We start from the raw sequence: 18,089 nt of genomic DNA, 5'->3' as shown, positions 1-18,089 counted from the left end.
GGCCGTGGAGTACACGTCCGGCGCAGCGTCGTGGCAGAAGGCGCTGCGACGACTCGTCGCCGGGTTGCTGCCCCGCCGGCCGCGTCAGCGCCGTCCGGGCTGGTCGATCGGGGTACCGCTGATCGCCGCCGCGGCCGGCCTGCTCTTCACCACCACCGCCACCACCGCGGGCGGCACGAACCTGCGCGAGGACCGACGCCCCCAGCTCACCGAACTCATCGAGGACCGCCGCGCCCAGGTGGCGGCGAACGAGGAGCGCGCCGCGACGCTGCGCAAAGAGGTCGAGAGCCGTACGGCCGACCTCGCCGACTCGGACGGGCCGATCCGGGAGCAGCAGGAGCGCGGCACCGCCAGCCTCGCCACCGCCGGTTTCACCGAGCTGACCGGCTTGGGGATGACCGTCGTACTCGACGACGCGCCCCGGCTCAACAACCTGCCCGACGGGGCCACCAACGACGACCTGGTCGTACACCAGGGTGACGTCCAGGCAGTGGTGAACGCGTTGTGGGCCGGCGGCGCCGAGGCCATGTCAATCATGAACGTCCGCGTCCTGGCGACCAGCGCGGTACGCTGCGTGGGTAACACCCTGCTGCTGCACGGCCGGGTGTACTCCCCTCCGTTCAAGATCGTAGCAATTGGCGACCCCGCCGCACTGCGGCAGGCCCTCGCCGCTTCCGAGGGAGTCCGGTGGTTCAGGGACGCGGTCGACAATTACCAGCTCGGCTACCAGGAGCTTCCCGGCACCGTCACCGTGCCCGCGTTCGAGGACTCCACCACCCTGCGATCGGCGACGGTGCCGCGGTGAGTGCGCAGTGAGTCCGCACCCCGACGGTCGACACCGCGACCAGGCCGACGAACCCACCGCCTTCCTGCCGAAGATCGAGCGGCCGAACCCGGCCACGCCGGACAGTCACCACCCGACCAGGCCAGACAGCCACCACCTGGCCACGCCGGACAGCCGTCGCGTCGCCACGCCCGACACCCGGTCGTCGGCCGGGCCCGAGCGCCGTCCGTCGGTCTCGCCCGACAATCGGTCGTCCGGGCCCCACGACACGCGGTCCGGAGAGCCCGCCGGCCCGGCCGGTCGCTGGAACACCACGCCCGGCCGGTGGGACACCTCCGCCCCGGCAAGTAGTGGACCGGACCCTCGCTTCGGCGCAACGGCCGGCCAGGGTGACTCTGGAGCACCCGGTCGCAGGGACGCCGCTCCGAGCCAGGAGCGGTCGCCGAGCCAGGAGCGGTCGCCGGGTCGGTGGGGCCCGTCACCGAGCGTGCCGCCGGTCGACGGACCCGGTCGACGGCAGAGCCCGGCCGGCGCCGGGCAGTGGAACGGCGTACCCCTGCCCTCCAGCGAGCCGGACATCCCCGTCGAGCCGACCCCGTGGCGCGGAGCCTTCGAGGCTCGACGCCCCGCCGCGCCCACCCCACCTGACGGCACCGCTCCCGGCGGTCCGGGACCGCAGGCGAGCGGCCCGGGTGCCTCCTCGGCCTGGTCCGGCGGGGAGGCGGCGCGCCACTCGCCGCCCGGTGGCGCCCAGGGACGACCGGCGACCGGACAGACCCGGCCCGACGCCGGCCCGGTGCGACCGGCCACGCCGCAGCCCGGTCACCCGCCCGCCCAGACTCCGCCTGCCGGACCGGGACAGCCGCCGTTCGCCCGGCACGGCCTCGACCCGGCGCAGGCGCGGCACGGTGCGCAGCCCGGGCAGGTCCCGCCGTCGGGGCCCGCCCGCCAGCAGCCCACCGCCCCGCACCACCCTGCATCGCAGCACCACCCGGCATCGCAGCCCACGGGCCCGCAGCCGCCTGCGGCATGGCGGACGGACAACCGGGACGGCCGCGACGCCCCGCCCTCGGGGCAGCCCACCGAGCAGAGCTGGTCGGGTGAAGGGCCGACGGCACTGATGCCGGCGATCGGCGGCCCGGCCCGCTCCGCCGCCTCCCCGAACGGCGGCACGCCCCCGTCGCCGACGACCGGCGGGGCTTCCACGCCCTCTGCGACCGGCGGCACGCCCTCGTCGCCGACGCGCGGTGCCTCGGCATCGTCGCCGACCGGCAACACCCCCGCATCGTCGCCGACCGGCAACACCCCGGCGTTGTCGCCGGCCGGCGGGGCCTCCACCGGCTCCCGGTCGGGCGGCGGGCCGTCGGCCGACCCGGGTGCCACCGCCCTGATCCCGGCGATCACCGGCACCCGGCCGAGCACACCGCCCGCGATGGACTCCACCGCCCTGATGGGGGCCGTGCCCCGACCGCCGAAGACCGACGACCCCGCTGACGGTGCCGGCCCGGGTGCCGAGCCTCCCAAGCCGCGACGGGGTGACCGGGTGGTGCAGCTCCGGCCGCACCAGACCGGTGAGGGCTACAAGAGCGTCTACTCCGAGCTGACCCGACCGTCCGCGTGGTCCCGGGTCCGCACCGGCCTGCGGTTCAGCGGGGAGCTGCTGATCACCTTCGGCCTGGTGGTGCTCCTCTTCGCCGGCTACGAGATCTGGGGCAAGTCGGCGATCGTCGACGCGCACCAGGGAGAGCTGAGCCAGCAGCTCGCGCAGGCATGGGGGCCCGAGGGCGACCCGACGGTGGCCCCCTCGGCCAGTGCCTCGCCGTCCGCGTCCCCGAAACCGCCGGTCAACGGCAAGCCGATCGCCGGGCTCTACATCCCCAAGTTCGAGAAGGAGTGGATCGTCGTCGAGGGTGTCCGCCAGGAGGACATCCGGTACGCGCCGGGGCACTACCCGGAGAGCGCCCTGCCCGGTCAGGTCGGCAACTTCTCCGTTGCCGGGCACCGCAACCGGGCCACCTTCTGGCGACTGGACGAGCTGCGCGACGGTGACGCCATCGTGGTCGAGGGCCGCAACGAGTGGTACGTCTACCAGGTCACCGAAAACCACATCGTGAAGCCGTCCCAGGTGGAGGTGGTCGCACCCGTACCGGGGCGGCCGGGAGCCCGACCGTCCAAGCGGATGCTGACCCTGACCACCTGCAATCCCAAGTTCGACAACTACGAGCGGTTGATCGTCCACGCCGAGTTGACCCGTACGCAGCCGAAGGCCGAGGGGCGCCCGGCGGAGCTGGGAGCCTGACGATGTACGGCTGGATCTGGCGAAAGCTGCCCTTCGGGTTGCCCGGCAAACTCGTCGGCAGCCTGCTGCTCGCCACCACCGCGGTGGCGCTGCTCTGGTACGTGGTCTTCCCCTGGGCCGGGCCGCTGCTGCCGTTCACCGGGGAGGACGTCCAGGTCACCCAGCAGGACGACGGTCCCGGCGTACCCGGCAGCGACGTGGTGCCCGGCGAGGACCCGCTGGACGACGCCCCGCCCGGTGACGAGCACGACCTGCCGTACGACACCGACCGGAACAACACCCCGCCGCCGGACGAAGACGAGTGAGGCCGATGCGCGTCCTGGTGATCGACAACTACGACTCGTTCGTCTTCAACCTGGTGCAGTACCTCGGCCAGCTCGACGTCGAGTGCGAGGTGCGGCGCAACGACGAGATCGACGTGGCAGAGGTGGGCCGGGTCGGTGCCGACGGCATCCTGCTCTCGCCCGGGCCGGGCAGTCCCGACCGGGCCGGCATCTGCCTCGACGTGATCCGCCGGTACGCGGGCGAGATCCCGATCTTCGGCGTCTGCCTCGGTCACCAGGCGATCGGCGAGGCGTACGGCGCCACCGTCGCCCGCGCCCCGGAGCTGCTGCACGGCAAGACCTCGGAGGTACGCCACGACTCGGTCGGCGTACTCGCCGGACTGCCCGACCCGTTCACCGCGACCCGCTACCACTCCCTCGCCGTCTTGCCCGAGACGCTGCCGGAGGAACTGGAGGTCACCGGCCGGACGGAGTCCGGCGTGGTGATGGCGATGCGGCACCGGACGCTGCCGATCGAGGGCGTGCAGTTCCACCCGGAGTCGGTGCTCACCGAGGGCGGCCACCTGATGCTGGCGAACTGGCTGGCCGGCTGCGGCTACCGGGAGGCGCTGGACCGTGCCCCCGCGCTGGCCGCCGAGGTCGACACCCGCCGCCGCGCCGCCTTCGTCACCACCTGACACCGGCCCGCCCGACACAGCGAAACGGTCACCGACCGCCCGGCCCGGCCGAAGCGGGTGACCCGCCCGCCCAGGGTGCCGAAACGGTCACCGACGCAGGGCCTCGGTGACGCTCGGGTCGGCGGGCGAGCTGACCGCAGGTGGTCGGCGGCGAACCGCGTCCAGGACCGCCTTGCCGCTGGCCAGGTAGTCACGGGCCGCCTTCTGTGCCAGCAGGCTCGATCCGCAGCCGGTGCAGCGGGCGGCGACCCCGTCGGTGTCGATGCCGAGGTGTCGGCAGAGCGTCACGGCACGATCCAGGTGGTAGGACTGCGTGACGATCAGGGCCCGCTCGATCCCGTAGACGTCCCGTGCCCGCAGGCAACTGTCGTACGTGTCGAGGCCGTGCGGGTCGGTGACGACGCGCTGCGGGTCGACACCGAGCGGCCCGGTCAGGTGCTCGGCCATCGCCGCCGGCTCGTCCCCGGACGTCCCGCCGCCGTCACCCGACACCAGCACCACCCGGGCCTGCCCGCTGCGCACCAGCTCGGCGGCGGTCTCCAGGCGTCCGGCGAGCCGGATGCCGGGTCGCTGTCCGTTCTCGGTGACCGCCGTGCCCAGGACGATCACCACGTCGGCGCTCGGCGCGTCGGCCTCGGTGTAGACGTGTCCGCGGGCGGACACCGTCGTCCAGAGCCACGGCACGCTCACCAGCAGCAGTGCGACGGCGACGAGGGCGGCGACCCTGATCAGGCGGCGCCGCCACCGCACCGGGGCGGCGGGGGCCGGGTCGGTCACTCGCCGGGGAACCGGAACGGCGGGAAGCCCGGCGTCGGCATGACCTGGCCGCCGCCACCGCTGCCACCGCTGCCACCGCCGTCGTCGTCCTCATCCGGCGGCGGGGTGGTCGGCGGGGTACCGGTCGGCGGCGTCTGCGACGGCTCCGGGTCCTCCTCTTCCTCCTCCACGGAGATGGTGATCGTCACCCGGCTGCCCTTGGTGCGCTGGCTGTTGGCGTTCGGATCCTGGTTGAGCACCCGACCGGCCTGGTCCGCAGGCACCGCACGACCGGTCTGGACCCGGACCTCGAAGCCCGCGTCCCGCAGCCTCTTCCGCGCTTCGTCCTCGGTGAGGTTCGCGACGTCAGGCACCCGGACCACGTTGCCCCTGGAGACGGTGAGAGTGACCTTGGTCCCCTCCTCCACCCGCTCGCCCGCGCCCGGATCGATCGCCAGCACCTGGCCCTCGGGCGCGGCGTTGTCGTCCTGCTTGACCTCCACGTCGAGCTTCAGCTCCTCAAGCTGCTGCTCGGCGAACTCACGGGTGCCACCGACCACGGACGGGATGGTCACCACCGGCTTGCCGTCGCAGATCTGCACGGTCACCGTGCTGTTCGGCTGCACCCGCTCGCCGGCGGCCGGGGTCTGGCTGACCACGGCGCCCTTCGTGCAGTCGGAGGAGAGGACTGGGTCGCCGAGCGCTGCGGTGAGGCCGTTCTGCTCGATCTGGGCGAATGCGTCCTGTTGGCTGAGCCCGGTGAGGGTGGGCACCGGAGTGTCCTCGTCATCGCGCTGGTTGAGCAACAGAGCGGCGACCAGCGCGATCACCGCGAGCACGCCGAGCGCGGCGAACATGGCGATCAGCCAGGACGAGGCGCGCCGCTGGCGGGGGTCGCCGACCCGGGCGGGGATCTGTCGCGTCTGGGTGGCACCTGCCGCGCCCGCCGAGTAGCCCGGGGACGGCGCCATCGCGACGGTCTCGTCCTCGCGCAGCACCGGCGTCGCCATCACCGGACGACCGGCCGCCGCCCGGAGCATGTCGGCACGCATCTCACCGGCGCTCTGGTAACGGTTGAGCGGGTTCTTGGACAGCGCCTTGAGCACGATCGCGTCGACCGCCGGGTTGACGTCCGGGTTCAGGTCGCTCGGCGTCGGCGGAGTCTCCCGCACGTGTTGGTACGCGACGCTGACCGGGCTGTCACCGACGAACGGCGGGTGGCCGCAGACCAGCTCGAAGAGGACGCAGCCGGCGGCGTACACGTCGGAGCGGGCGTCCACGGCCTCGCCGCGCGCCTGCTCCGGGGAGAGGTACTGGGCGGTGCCGATGACCGCGCTGGTCTGCGTCATCGTGGTGGCACCGCTGGCCAGGGCCCGGGCGATACCGAAGTCCATCACCTTGACCTGGCCGGTCTGGGTGAGCATCACGTTGCCGGGCTTGATGTCGCGGTGGATGATGCCGTGCCGGTGGCTGAACTCCAGCGCCGCGCAGATGTCGGCGGAGATCTCCAGCGCCCGACGGGGCTGTAGCCGGCCCTCGGCGCCGAGCACCTCCTTGAGGGTGCGCCCGTTGACGAACTCCATCACGATGAACGGAAGGGTTTCGCCCGTCGGCGCCTGTTCCTCACCCGTGTCGTAGACCGCGACGATGGCCGGGTGGTTGAGCGAGGCGGCGTTCTGCGCCTCCCGCCGGAAACGCATCTGGAAGGTGGCGTCCCGAGCCAGGTCGGTCCGGAGCATCTTGATCGCGACGTCCCGACCGAGACGCAGGTCGCGACCGCGATGCACCTCGGCCATGCCGCCATATCCGAGCAGCTCGCCGACCTGGTACCTGCCACCGAGCAGGCGGGCCTGCGCTGTCATCGCGTCCGTCGTCCTTCACTCGTCGTCGTCTCGTGGCTCCCCACGCGGGGCTGATCCAGTCGACGGTACGCCGTACCGGCTGGATCGTCTCGTCCGTCGTGCCCTGGCACGACGGACGACACCGTTTGCACGGAGACCCCGACCGGCAGGTCGGCGCCCTGGTTCATCCGCACCCGGTAGGAAATCACGCCGGAACAGAGCAGGACCAGTACGCCCAGCATCACTGCCAGAAACAGGACTCCGGAGCGCGACCGTCCGGGCACCTGCTGTGGCGGGGCTGGTCGTGGCTGGTAGCCGGGCGGCGCGGCGGCGGCACGCGGGTAGTTGTTGGGCGGTGGCATCGGTCGACCGACCGGCATCGCCGGCACGGCCGGCGCGACAGTCGTGGGGCGCAGTGGTTGCGCCGCCGGGGGGCGGGCCGCCATCGGCGACACCGGCGGCCGGTGGTTCACGGCCGGAGGGCGACCGGGCGGTGTCGAGTGCGGTGCCGCCGGAGGACGGGGCGGCTGCGGCGTCGGCACCGGGGCGCGTCCCGGAGCCGGCGACGCGGGGGCGGCCGAGATCGGGTTGGCGTTCTGCCCACCCGCACGCGCCTGCTGGGACAGCGCCGTCTTGAGCTGCCGGGCCACCCCGGCCAGCGCGGCGGCGCTCTGCCAGCGGTCCTTCGGGTCCTTCGCCATGGCCCGCTCCACCAGGGCGCAGACCTGCGGCGGGATGTCGGACGGCAACTGTCGCGGGGTCTCCCGCACGTGCCGCATGGCGATGTCGAGCGGGTTGTCGCCCTCGAAGGGCCGGCGGCCGGCGAGACACTGGTACGCGACCACGCCGAGGGCGTACACGTCCGAGGCGGGGGTGGCGACCTGGCCGGTGGCCTGCTCGGGCGAGATGTACGAGGCGGTGCCGAGCACCGAACCGGCGGCGGTGAGCTGGCCGACGAGTTCCGAGCGGGCGATGCCGAAGTCGGTCAGCACCAGCGTGCCGTTCGGCCGGACCAGCAGGTTGCCGGGCTTCACGTCCCGGTGCACGATCCCCTTGAGGTGGGCCGCGTGCAGCGCGTCGGCGGCCTGCGCCACCAACGCCATCGTCCGGGCCGGGGTGAGTCGACCGACCCGGCTCAGCGTGGCCGAGAGCGGGTCGCCCTCCACGTACTCCATCACCAGGAAGGCGATCTGCTGGTCGTTGCCGAAGTCGTAGACGTCGACCACACCCGGGTGGTTGATCGTCGCCATGGTGCGGGCCTCGCCCCGGAACCGCTCGGCGAAACCGGGCTCGTCCAGCAGCGCCGGGAGCAGGCTCTTCACCGCGACCGTACGGCCGAGCACCTGGTCCAGGCCGCGCCAGACATCGCCCATGCCACCGCTGGCGATGCGCTCGTCGAGACGGTACCGGTTACCGAGCTGAACTCCCGGACTGAGCATGTCAACGCCCCCCACGGTCGGCGATGACGGCGCGCATGATCTGCCCGGAGATCCGGGCCGCCTCTGCGCTGCCGCCGCTGCCGGCCTCTTCGAGCAGCACGCAGACCGCCGAGACCGGTTCCCCGTTGGAGTCGATGGCGAAACCGATGAACCAGCCGTGGTCGGGCCGGTCGGGCGCCGACTGGGCGGTACCCGTCTTGCCGCCCACGGTGTAGCCGTTGATCTGTGCGGAACGGGCGGTGCCGTTCTCCACCACGCTGACCATCATGTCCCGCAGGTCGGCGGCGACCTCACGGCTGACCGGGCGGCGCAGTTCACGCGGCTGGGCCGGGTCGTAGACGGTGGTGCGGTCCGGTCCGAGGAGCTGGCGTACCAGGTAGGGCCGCATCTGGCTGCCCTGGTTGGCGACCGCGGCGGCGATCATCGCCCCTTCCAGGGGGCTCATCCGCACGTCGCGCTGCCCGATGGAGGACTGGGCCAGCGCCGCCGGGTCGGCCCCGCCGTCGGGGTTCTGCATGTCGCCGGTACGGCTGGCCGCCACCGCCTGGCCGCCCTCGCCGAGCCGGCCGACGGTCAGGTCCTCCTGCTCGAACCCGAACTGCCGGGCCTTCTCCTTGATCACGTCCGGGCCGAGCTGCACACCGAGCTTGGCGAAACCGGTGTTGCAGGAGTCGGTGACCGCCTTCATCAGGGTGACCTGGGACTGCGGGCAGATCGACGGCACCGCGTTGGTGATCGCCTCGCCAGAGGTCGGCGGGGTGTAGCTGGGCCCGGCCGGGATGTTGGTGTCCTTGCCGATCCCGTTCTCCAGCGCGGCGGCGGCCACCACCATCTTGAACGTGGAGCCCGGCGGCAGCACCTCGGCCAGCGCCCGGTTGCGCAGCGGACGCTGCGGGTCCTGCTCCAGCTCGTTGTACGCCTTGGTCGCCTCGCTGGTGTTGTGGCTGGCCAGCGGGTTCGGGTCGAAGCTGGGCATGGAGACCAGCGCCTGCACCGCCCCGGTCTTCGGGTCGATGGCGATCGCCGCGCCCTTCTTCACCCCCCGGTTGTTGTTGCGCATCTGGTCGTACGCGACGTCCTGGGCCCCCCGGGAGAGGGTGAGCAGCACGTTTCCACCGGCGGTGCGGTCGCCGGTGAACATGTCCTTGATCCGGTTGGCGATGAGCTGGTCGCTGGTGCCGGCGAGGAAGTCGTTCTCGGAGCGCTCGATCCCGGTGTCGCCGAGGTTGACCGGCTTGTAGCCGAGCACGTGGGCGTACTTCGCCCCGCCCGGATAGGTCCGCAGGAACTTCAGCTCGCCCTCGGTCTCCTTGCTGACCGCCAGGGCGGTGCCGCCCGCCTCGATGTTGCCGCGACGGCGCTCGTACTCGGCGACCTGGACCCGGCCGTTGTAGTCGCTGGTGCGGTACTCGTCGGCCTTGTACGCCTGGATCCAGTTCAGGTTGGCGAAGAGCAGGGCGAACAGAACGATGACGACGACGCCGACCCGGCGCAGGGGTGCGTTCACGGCTTGATCACCTCCGTGGGGGCACCGTGCAGTTGCTCGGGCGGCCCGCCGGACGGACGGTTCACCTTGCCGCCGACCCCGGTCACCGGGCGGCGCCCGGCGTCGGAGACCCGCAGCAGCACCGCGACCAGCAGCCAGTTCGCCATCAGCGACGAGCCACCGGCGGAGAGGAACGGGGTGGTCTGACCGGTCAGCGGGATGAGCCCGCTGATGCCGCCGACGATCACGAAGACCTGGAGCGCGAGGGTGAAGGCCAGACCACCGGCGAGCAGCTTGCCGAAGGAGTCGCGGACGGCGATGGCGGCCCGCAGCCCGCGCTCCACGATCAGCAGATAGATCACCAGCAGCGCGGAGAGACCGAACAGGCCGATCTCCTCGCCGATGCCGGCGAAGATGAAGTCGTTCTGCACCTCCGGCAGCAGCAGCGGTTGACCGCCACCCGGTCCGGCACCGAACATCCCGCCGGTGCCGAGCGCGAGCAGCCCCTGCACCAACTGGTAGCCGGAGTCGTACGGCTCGGCGAACGGGTCGAGCCAGATCTCCGCCCGCACGTAGAAGTTCGCGAACGGTCCACCGAACTGCTCCCCGAGCACGTATGCGAGGTAGGCGCCGCCGAAGAAGAGGACCAGACCGATGAGCAACCAACTGACCCGTTCGGTGGCGATGTATACCGTCGCCACGAACATGCCGAAGTAGAGCAGCGAGGTGCCGAGGTCCTTCTCGAAGATCAGGACCAGCAGGCTGATCACCCAGACCACCAGCACCGGGCCCAGGTCGCGGCCGCGCGGGAAGTCGATACCGAGGAACCGGTGACTGGCCAGCGAGAGCACCTCGCGCTTGCGGACCAGGTAGTAGGCGAAGAAGACCAGCAGGGCGAGCTTGGCGAACTCGCCGGGCTGGATGGAGAAGCTGCCGATCCGGACCCAGAGCTTGGCACCGTTGATCTCGGAGATGCTGGCCGGCAGCACGGCCGGCAGCATGACCAGCACGATGCCGGCCAGGCCCAGGGTGTACGCGTACCGGGAGATCGAGCGGTGGTCGCGCATGATGGCCAGCAGGCCGGCGGCGAGGATCACCGAGACCAGCGTCCAGGCCAACTGCCGCCCGCCGGTGCCCGCGAAGGTGGCCATGTCGACCCGGTCCTCGGGGGCCGCCCGGGCCAGGTCCAGCCGGTGCAGGAAGCCGACGCCGAGCCCGTTGAGCAGGGCCACCGCCGGCAGCAGGGCCGGGTCGGCGAAGGGTGCCAGGAACCGGATCACCAGGTGCATGCCGAGGAACACCGCGGTGAGCGCGGCGGCCGGCACCCAGAAGGTCGGGGTGACCGTGTCGAGCACGTTCGCCTCGACCATCGCCCCGTACGCCGCGACCAGGGCCATCGCCAGCAACAGCAGCGACAGCTCGGCGTTACGCCGGGACCGGGCCTGGCGTACGCCGGAACGCTCGCCCGCACTGGCGGGCGAGGTTGCCGGGGTGGCCGCTGCGGTCACGATCGTCCTCGGTTCGGGTGCCGGTGCCTACTCGGGCGACCGGCAGGCCGCCGGGTCGACGGTGGGCGAGAAGGTGTCGGGCGGGGCGTCGGGCGTACCGGTGGGCAGGACCGCCGCCCCGTTGTCGGACGGGCGCGCCGGTGGAGTCGCGGAGGCGCCCGTGGCGGAGGCCGACGCGCTGCCGACCGGGCTCGGCGAGCCGCTCGGCGCTTCCGGTGCCGGCGAGGGCTCGCCCGCGTCGGGAGTCGGACTCGGGGGCGGGCTCGTGGTGGGCGGGCAGACCGGCTTGAGGTTGACGTTGGTGGGGCTGTCCACCGTCAGCTCGGCCAGCCGGCGTGCCGCGTCCGGCTCGCTCTTGGCCGGAATGCCCTGCTTGACCTGCTCCTGCGCGGCGAGGGTGAGATCGTCGAGCTGGGCGCTGCTCTCGGAGTGGACCGTGGAGAGGTCCATCCCGGCGATCTGGCCCTGGATGCCACGGAACACGGCCACCTGGCCGTCCTGCGTGGCGCCGACGTAGTACTGCCGCTGGGTGTAGGTGTACCCGCCGTAGAGGCTGCCGCCGAGAATCACCGCCAGGGCGGTCGTCATCGCCAGCGCGCGCAGCGGGCGGCGACGGGCCTCCGGCTCGTCGTCGCCGTTGCCGGCGGGCTCCTCCGGCACGGCCGGGCGGGGGGCGGAGAGCGCCGAGGCCCGGGCGGCCGGGGTGGAGACGTCGGCCGAGGTCGCCATGCCACGGTCGCGAGCCGCCGCGCCGCCGACGATCGGCGCCGCCTCGACGATGTCCCGGTCGGTGGCGTCCGCGATGATCACCGTGATGTTGTCCGGGCCGCCGCCGCGCAGAGCGAGTTGCACCAGTCGCTCGACGCACTGCTGCGGATCGGTGTACTCGCGCATGGTCTCGGCGATGGTCTCCGCACTGACCACGCCGGAGAGTCCGTCGGAGCAGATCAGGTAGCGGTCACCGGTGAGCACCTGGCGCACGGAGTACTCGGGGTCGATGTCCCGGCCGTCCAGGGCCCGGGTGAGCAGCGAGCGCTGGGGGTGGCTGCTCGCCTCCTCCGGGCTGATCCGGCCTTCGTCGACGAGCATCTGGACGTAGGTGTCGTCCTTGGTGACCTGCGCGAACTCGCCGTCGCGCAGGAGATAGGCCCGCGAGTCACCGATGTGGACCATGCCCAGCTTGCTGCCGGAGAAGAGGGTCGCGGTGAGCGTGGTGCCCATCCCCTCCAGCTGTGGGTTGGCCTCCACGGTGTCGCGGAGCTGCTGGTTGGCGGTGCTCACGGCGGAACGCAACGCGTCGACGAGGGCGTCACCGGGGACGTCCTCGTCGAGCGGCGCCATGGCACCGATGACGATGTTGCTGGCGACGTCACCGGCGGCCATGCCGCCCATGCCGTCGGCGACGGCGAGAAGCCGCGGTCCGGCGTAGACGGAATCCTGGTTACCGTCACGGATCAGACCGCGGTCGCTGTGGGCCGCATAGCGCAGGGTCAGAGTCATGGCCGTAATTCGAGAGAGGTGCGGCCGATCCGGATCGGCACGCCGAGGGGAACGGGGGTCGGTCCGGTGACCTTAGCGCGATCGAGGTACGTCCCGTTAGTCGAGCCGAGATCCTCGACGAACCACTGTCCGTCGCGCGGTACGAGTCGGGCGTGTCGCGCGGAGGCGTAGTCGTCGGTGATGACGAGGGTGGAGTCCTCGGCCCGACCGATGGTTATCTGTGCCTCGCCCAGCGTGATCCGGGTGCCGGCCAGTTGCCCCGCGGTCACCACGAGCTGGTGTGCCGCCCGTCCCCGCTTCACCTTCGCCGGCTTCGCCGTCGCCTGACCGGTCGAGGCGCCGACCGCCCGGGGTGCGGCCACCAGCCGACCCGAACGGGCCCCTGCGAACAGGTCCCGACGGATGACACCGACCACCGTGAACACGAAGATCCACAACAGGACGAGGAATCCGAACCGGGCGACGGTGATGACGAGTTCCGGCAAGGCGGGTCAGCCGTCCACGCGGAAGGTCAGGGTGGTCGTACCGAGCTGGATCATGTCGCCGGGGTTCAGCGCCACGGCGGAGACCCGCTGGCCGTTGACCATCGTGCCGTTGGTCGAGCCGAGATCGGTCAGCACGACCTGGCCGCCGTCGAAGTCCAGCCGGGCGTGTCGCCGGGAGATGCCGACGTCGGGCAGACGCAGGTTGGCCTGGTCGCCCCGACCGATCACGGTCGAGCCCATCTGGAGCGGGTAGGTGCGGCCGTCACCGGAGACCAGCCGGACGTTGCGGCCACCACCGTGCCCCTGCGGAGGGCCGTAGCCGCCGCCCTGGTCGTACGAGGGGTATCCGGGCGGCCCGGCGTCGTACCCGCCACCGGGTGCCGAGACCGGGGCGACCTCGCCACCGGTGTAGACCTCGGCGGTGACCCGGAACATGCCGGTGTCCAGCCCTTCACCGCGCTCGATCTCGACGATCACGTCGCCGTAGACCGTCCAGGCCTGCTCGCCGATGAACTCCGCCTGCGACTGGGCCAACTCCTGGGCCAGCGCGGCGGCGTACGGCGCCAGCCGACTGTGGTCGTAGGGCGAGAGATCGATCACGTAGCGGTTCGGCACCAACGTGCGCCCACCGGCCAGGATGGCCTTGTGCGCCTCGGCCTCTCGCTGCATGGCGTTGAGGATCTCCACGGGGTGCACGACCCCCTTGAAGACCTTGGCGAAGGCCCCTTCGACCAGGCCTTCCAGACGCTTCTCGAAGCGTTGCAGCACGCTCACCGGCTCCTCCTCGGGTCCCGAGGACATGATGGTATCCGTCCAGAGCGCACGCAGCTCACACGCCGCTCGGCCAGCAGGCCACGGCCCGTTCGGACGGCCTCGAATCGTCGTGCTACTCTTTCGTCCGCCACGAACGGTAACCGCTGGAAGCAGCGAATGCCATTCGCGGTAACGACCGAAGGTCACGTAGCATTGCCGAGGTCCGCCGGAGACGGTGAAGCCGGCCCGGGCTACGCTGTCCGAGGTCATGCCACGGGGAAGTGGCGGAATGGCAGACGCGCACGGTTCAGGTCCGTGTGCCCGAAAGGGCGTGGGGGTTCAACTCCCCCCTTCCCCACCACAGACGAGGGCTCCGCGGCGACGCGGGGCCCTCGCTCCGTATCGAGGCGTACCAAACGTCACGCTATGCTCCGATGGTTTCTGCCTCCGACGCACCAGGAGTGGCATGTGAGTGTCGCATTCGTGACCGGTTCGGGCGGGCTGATCGGCTCCGAGGCGGTCCGGCACTTCGCCGGCCTCGGTCTCGACGTCGTCGGCATCGACAACGACATGCGGCAGGAGTTCTTCGGCGAGGAGGCGTCAACCGCCTGGAACGTCCGCCGGCTGACCGACGAGCTGGGTGAGAGGTACTCGCACCACAGCATCGACATCCGCGACCGCAGCGCGCTCGGCGCGCTCTTCAAGCGGTACGGCCGGGACGTCGCCGTGGTCATCCACACGGCCGCGCAGCCCTCGCACGACTGGGCGGTGCGTGACCCGTTCACCGACTTCGACGTGAACGCCGCCGGCACCCTGAACGTCCTGCAGAGCGTCCGGGAACACTGCGTGGAGGCGCCGGTCATCCACTGCTCGACGAACAAGGTCTACGGCGACCGGCCGAACAGCCTGCCCCTGGTCGAGCTGGAGACCCGGTGGGAGATCGAGCCGGGCCACCCGTACGAGCAGGGCATCCGCGAGGACATGTCGATCGACGCCTGCCTGCACTCCATCTTCGGCGCCTCCAAGGTCGCCGCCGACGTGATGGTGCAGGAGTACGGCCGCTACTTCGACATGAAGACCGCCTGCTTCCGGGGTGGGACGCTGACCGGCCCGGCCCACTCGGCCACCGAACTGCACGGCTTCCTGGCGTACGTGATGCGCTGCAACATGGAGCGCCGGACGTACAAGATCTACGGCTACCAGGGCAAGCAGGTGCGGGACGCGATCCACAGCTCGGACGTGGTCTCCGCGTTCGAGGCGTTCTTCCGCAACCCGCGCTCGGCGGCGGTGTACAACCTCGGCGGCGGCCGGCACTCCAACACCTCCATGCGGGAGGCGTTCACCGAGGCCGAGCGGATCACCGGGCAAGAGATGATCTCGGAGTACGTCGAGGCCAACCGGGTCGGCGACCACAAGTGGTGGATCGGCTCCAACGAGGCGTTCCAGGCCGACTACCCGGACTGGAAGCAGGTCTACGACGTACCCATGATCATGCGTGAGATCTACGAGGCCAACGTGGACAAGTGGGTGCCGGGAGCATGACCAAGAAGAACGTCCTCGGCGTGCTCGTCGACGCCACGAACTACGCCGAGGCGACCGAGCGGGTGGTGGCCGCCGCGCAGGACCGTCGTCCGATGGCGTTGACCGCGCTGGCCGTGCACGGCGTGATGACCGGTGTGCTGGACCCGCCGCACAACGCCCGACTCAACTCGTTCGACGTGGTGACCCCGGACGGCCAGCCGGTGCGCTGGGCGTTGAACCTGCTGCACGGCGCCGGCCTCACCGACCGGGTGTACGGGCCGCTGCTGACCCTGCACGTGCTCTCCCGCTTCGCCGACGAGGGCCTGCCGGTCTACCTGTACGGCTCGACCGACGAGACGCTGGCCCGGCTGATCCCGGAGCTGGAGCGGATGTTCCCGGCGCTGAAGATCGCCGGGGTGGAGGCGTCGAAGTTCCGCGCCGTGCAGCCGGGCGAGGACGTCGAGATCGCCGACCGGATCAAGGCCAGCGGCGCCCGGCTCGTCCTGGTCGGGCTCGGCTGCCCGCGCCAGGAGGTCTTCACGTACGCGATGCGTCCGCTGCTGGACATGCCGATGATGGCGGTCGGCGCGGCCTTCGACTACCACGCCGGTCTGCTGCGTCAGCCGCCGCCGTGGATGCAGCGGGCCGGGCTGGAGTGGTTCTGGCGGCTCGGGCTGGAGCCGAAGCGGCTCTGGCGCCGCTACGTGATCCTCAACCCGGCGTACCTCGGCCGGCTGTTCGCGCAGAAGACCGGGCTGTGGAAGGCCCGGCCGCCGGCCCCGGCCACCGAGCGTCCGAACACGTTCGCGGTCTGACCGAGGCGTCGAACGACCACCGGGCCCCTGGCGTGATGCCGGGGGCCCGATGCCGTTGCGGACGTCAGAGGGTCAGCGTCCAGGTGTTCACGTAGCCGGTGTCTCCGCTGTAGACGTCCCGCACCTGGAGCCGCCAGGTGCCGTTCGCCGCCTCGGCGGAGAGGTTCACCGTGTAGGTGGCGATCACGTTGTCCGCGCCGTCGAGGATGCTGCTGTTCTTCAGGCGGTAGGACGACCCGTCCGGGGCGAGCAGGTCGACGACCAGGTCACCACGGTAGGTGTGCACGATGTTCACCGCGACGGTCGAGTTCGACGCGGCGTTCCGGTTGCAGCCGGCGATGGTGATCGAGCTGGTCACCGCCGAGCCGGCGTCCGGGATCGCCACGTCGGTGCCGTTGGTGCCCGTGCAGCCGCCGCTGCCGCTGCCGGTCACCGTCAGCGAGAACGTCGCGGTCTTGCTGCCGGACGCGGCGCTGCCGGTCACCGTCACCGGGTACGTGCCGGCGGGGGTGCTGGCCGAGGTGGTGACGGTCAGCGTCGACGACCCGCCGGAGGTGACGGTGGCCGGGCTGAACGAGGCGGTGGCCCCGGACGGCAGGCCGCTCGCCGAGAGGCTCACCGACTGCGCCGACCCGTTGGTGGTCGCGGTGGCCACGCTCGCGGTCACCGAGCCGCCGGGCGCGGTGGAGCCGGAGGTCGGCGACACCGAGACCGAGAAGTCGTTGGTCGGCGGCGGGGTGTCGCCGTTGACCACGTACAGCAGTTGGTTCGGGGTCCCGGTGCCCACGTTCGTGACCACGTTCGGGGTCGAGTTGGCCACCAGGTAGTCCCGGACCTGCTGCGGGGTCCACGACGGGTTGGCCGACAGCACCAGCGCGGCGACGCCGGCCACGTGCGGTGAGGCCATCGACGTACCGCTGATCGAGTTGGTCGCGGTGTCGCCGGTGTGCCAGGCCGACGTGATGCTCACGCCCGGCGCGAGGATGTCCACGCAGGTGCCGAAGTTGGAGAAGCTCGCGGCGGCGTCGTTGTTCTGGGTGGCGCCGACGGTGATCGCCGGAGCGGCCCGGGCCGGCGAGTAGTTGCAGGCGTTCTGCCGCTGGCCGAGCGCGTTGCCGTTACCGGCGGCCACCGCGTAGGTGATGCCGGCGTTGATCGAGTTGATCACCGCGTTGTCGACCGAGGTGTTCGCCCCGCCGCCCAGGCTCATGTTGGCGACGGCCGGCTTGACCGCGTTCGCGGTGACCCAGTCGATGCCGGCGATGACTCCGGCGTTGGTGCCGCTGCCCTGGCAGTTCAGCACCTTGACCGCCACCAGCCGGGTGGCCTTGGCGACGCCGTACGCGGTGCCGCCGACCGTACCGGCGACGTGGGTGCCGTGGCCGTTGCAGTCGGTGTTGTTGGTGTCGACGGTGTTGGTGCCCCAGGTCGCCCGGCCGCCGAAGTCGGAGTGGGTCGTCCGGATGCCGGTGTCGATGACGTACGAGGTGACGTTCGAGGCGGTGTTCGGGTAGGTGTAGGAGCTGTTCAGCGGCAGGTTCCGCTGGTCGATCCGGTCCAGACCCCAGGACGGGGGGTTCGCCTGGGTGCCGCTGATCGTGACGGTGTGGTTCTGCTCGACGTACGCCACCGCCGGGTCGGCGGCGATTCGCGCCGCAGCCTTGGCGCTGACCCGGAGTTCCGCGCCGCGTACCGCCGTGGTGTAGGTGCGGGCCGTGCTGCCGCCGTGCCGACGCAGCAGCCGGTCCACCGACGACCCGACGGCGCTGCGGCCCACCTCGGCGTCCTTGAACACGACGATGTAGCTTCCCTCGACGGCGGTGGCACCGCCGGCGCTCCTGATCGTGCCGACCGGCTCGGCCGCCATGGCCGGGGTGGCCGTGGCGACCATGGCCAGCGCGGCCAGGCCGACGAGTACGGACCTGTGTGGAAGAGCCATCT

General features: G+C 71.6%; 15 protein-coding genes and 1 tRNA gene. 7 read left to right on the top strand and 9 right to left on the bottom strand.

Features of this window, described 5'->3' with window-relative positions:
• Positions 1 to 4 precede the first annotated feature (4 nt).
• From ACIBO1_RS10950 to ACIBO1_RS10935, 4 genes are all read left to right on the top strand, one after another.
• Entirely contained in the window at positions 5 to 805 is an 801-nt protein-coding gene (locus tag ACIBO1_RS10950; protein ID WP_396743962.1) for a DUF881 domain-containing protein, read from the top strand.
• Positions 806 to 1,271: 466 nt separating this feature from the next.
• The gene (locus ACIBO1_RS10945) at positions 1,272 to 3,083 is read left to right on the top strand and encodes a class E sortase (protein WP_396743959.1); all 1,812 of its coding nucleotides are present in this window, start codon (positions 1,272 to 1,274) and stop codon (positions 3,081 to 3,083) included.
• Positions 3,084 to 3,085: 2 nt separating this feature from the next.
• Complete coding sequence (locus ACIBO1_RS10940) at positions 3,086 to 3,388, top strand: hypothetical protein (protein ID WP_396743956.1); 303 nt, start codon at positions 3,086 to 3,088, stop codon at positions 3,386 to 3,388.
• Positions 3,389 to 3,393: 5 nt separating this feature from the next.
• Entirely contained in the window at positions 3,394 to 4,044 is a 651-nt protein-coding gene (locus ACIBO1_RS10935) for an aminodeoxychorismate/anthranilate synthase component II (RefSeq protein WP_396743953.1), read from the top strand.
• 87 nt (positions 4,045 to 4,131) lie between these two features.
• On the opposite strand, the gene ACIBO1_RS10930 is transcribed toward ACIBO1_RS10935, so the two are convergent.
• Genes ACIBO1_RS10930 through ACIBO1_RS10895 form a run of 8 tightly spaced genes read right to left on the bottom strand, consistent with a single transcriptional unit; the run spans position 4,132 to position 13,860 of the window.
• Positions 4,132 to 4,821, bottom strand: a complete 690-nt coding sequence (locus ACIBO1_RS10930; protein ID WP_396743950.1) for a vancomycin high temperature exclusion protein — start codon at positions 4,819 to 4,821, stop codon at positions 4,132 to 4,134.
• Entirely contained in the window at positions 4,818 to 6,662 is a 1,845-nt protein-coding gene (pknB, locus tag ACIBO1_RS10925; RefSeq protein WP_396743947.1) for a Stk1 family PASTA domain-containing Ser/Thr kinase, read from the bottom strand. Before pknB ends, ACIBO1_RS10930 begins: the two co-directional genes overlap by 4 nt.
• Entirely contained in the window at positions 6,659 to 8,080 is a 1,422-nt protein-coding gene (locus ACIBO1_RS10920) for a protein kinase (protein ID WP_396743944.1), read from the bottom strand. Before ACIBO1_RS10920 ends, pknB begins: the two co-directional genes overlap by 4 nt.
• A gap of 1 nt (position 8,081) precedes the next feature.
• Positions 8,082 to 9,587, bottom strand: a complete 1,506-nt coding sequence (locus ACIBO1_RS10915; RefSeq protein WP_396743941.1) for a peptidoglycan D,D-transpeptidase FtsI family protein — start codon at positions 9,585 to 9,587, stop codon at positions 8,082 to 8,084.
• A complete protein-coding gene (locus tag ACIBO1_RS10910; RefSeq protein ID WP_350697913.1) occupies positions 9,584 to 11,074 on the bottom strand; it encodes an FtsW/RodA/SpoVE family cell cycle protein in 1,491 nt (496 codons plus the stop codon). The genes ACIBO1_RS10915 and ACIBO1_RS10910 overlap by 4 nt, the downstream gene beginning before the upstream one ends.
• 27 nt (positions 11,075 to 11,101) lie before the next feature.
• Positions 11,102 to 12,574, bottom strand: coding sequence for a PP2C family protein-serine/threonine phosphatase (locus tag ACIBO1_RS10905; protein WP_396743937.1), 1,473 nt, complete (start codon positions 12,572 to 12,574; stop codon positions 11,102 to 11,104).
• Positions 12,571 to 13,059 (bottom strand): FHA domain-containing protein, encoded by a 489-nt coding sequence (locus ACIBO1_RS10900; RefSeq protein ID WP_111242783.1) that lies wholly within the window; start codon positions 13,057 to 13,059, stop codon positions 12,571 to 12,573. The genes ACIBO1_RS10905 and ACIBO1_RS10900 overlap by 4 nt, the downstream gene beginning before the upstream one ends.
• A 6-nt stretch (positions 13,060 to 13,065) precedes the next feature.
• Positions 13,066 to 13,860: a DUF3662 and FHA domain-containing protein gene (locus ACIBO1_RS10895; protein WP_131051381.1), complete on the bottom strand. Its 795-nt coding sequence runs from the start codon at positions 13,858 to 13,860 to the stop codon at positions 13,066 to 13,068.
• 227 nt (positions 13,861 to 14,087) lie between these two features.
• Between ACIBO1_RS10895 and ACIBO1_RS10890 the strand changes: the two genes are divergently transcribed.
• The 3 genes from ACIBO1_RS10890 (at position 14,088) to ACIBO1_RS10880 (ending at position 16,148) form a co-directional block, all read left to right on the top strand.
• Positions 14,088 to 14,173 (top strand) — tRNA-Leu (locus ACIBO1_RS10890).
• Between the two features lie 65 nt (positions 14,174 to 14,238).
• Entirely contained in the window at positions 14,239 to 15,354 is a 1,116-nt protein-coding gene (locus tag ACIBO1_RS10885; protein WP_396743933.1) for an NAD-dependent epimerase/dehydratase family protein, read from the top strand.
• On the top strand, positions 15,351 to 16,148 hold the full coding sequence (locus ACIBO1_RS10880) for a WecB/TagA/CpsF family glycosyltransferase (protein ID WP_396743931.1): 798 nt from the start codon (positions 15,351 to 15,353) through the stop codon (positions 16,146 to 16,148). Before ACIBO1_RS10885 ends, ACIBO1_RS10880 begins: the two co-directional genes overlap by 4 nt.
• 64 nt (positions 16,149 to 16,212) lie before the next feature.
• Here ACIBO1_RS10880 and ACIBO1_RS10875 read toward each other — a convergent pair whose 3' ends face one another.
• The gene (locus tag ACIBO1_RS10875; RefSeq protein ID WP_396743928.1) at positions 16,213 to 18,087 is read right to left on the bottom strand and encodes a S8 family peptidase; all 1,875 of its coding nucleotides are present in this window, start codon (positions 18,085 to 18,087) and stop codon (positions 16,213 to 16,215) included.
• Positions 18,088 to 18,089 lie beyond the last annotated feature (2 nt).

The sequence above is a fragment of the Micromonospora sp. NPDC049903 genome (assembly GCF_044460945.1).
Classification (GTDB): domain Bacteria; phylum Actinomycetota; class Actinomycetes; order Mycobacteriales; family Micromonosporaceae; genus Micromonospora.
Note: the sequence above shows the minus strand (reverse complement) of the source record. Positions and strands in the feature narration are given on the sequence as shown.

Coding starts and splice junctions, on each gene's coding strand:
- ACIBO1_RS10940 (WP_396743956.1), top strand. CDS start 3,086: ATGTACGGCTGGATCTGGCGAAAGCTGCCCTTCGGGTTGCCCGGCAAA.
- ACIBO1_RS10895 (WP_131051381.1), bottom strand. CDS start 13,860: ATGTCCTCGGGACCCGAGGAGGAGCCGGTGAGCGTGCTGCAACGCTTC.
- pknB (WP_396743947.1), bottom strand. CDS start 6,662: ATGACAGCGCAGGCCCGCCTGCTCGGTGGCAGGTACCAGGTCGGCGAG.
- ACIBO1_RS10885 (WP_396743933.1), top strand. CDS start 14,239: ATGCTCCGATGGTTTCTGCCTCCGACGCACCAGGAGTGGCATGTGAGT.
- ACIBO1_RS10875 (WP_396743928.1), bottom strand. CDS start 18,087: ATGGCTCTTCCACACAGGTCCGTACTCGTCGGCCTGGCCGCGCTGGCC.
- ACIBO1_RS10920 (WP_396743944.1), bottom strand. CDS start 8,080: ATGCTCAGTCCGGGAGTTCAGCTCGGTAACCGGTACCGTCTCGACGAG.
- ACIBO1_RS10935 (WP_396743953.1), top strand. CDS start 3,394: ATGCGCGTCCTGGTGATCGACAACTACGACTCGTTCGTCTTCAACCTG.
- ACIBO1_RS10880 (WP_396743931.1), top strand. CDS start 15,351: ATGACCAAGAAGAACGTCCTCGGCGTGCTCGTCGACGCCACGAACTAC.
- ACIBO1_RS10905 (WP_396743937.1), bottom strand. CDS start 12,574: ATGACTCTGACCCTGCGCTATGCGGCCCACAGCGACCGCGGTCTGATC.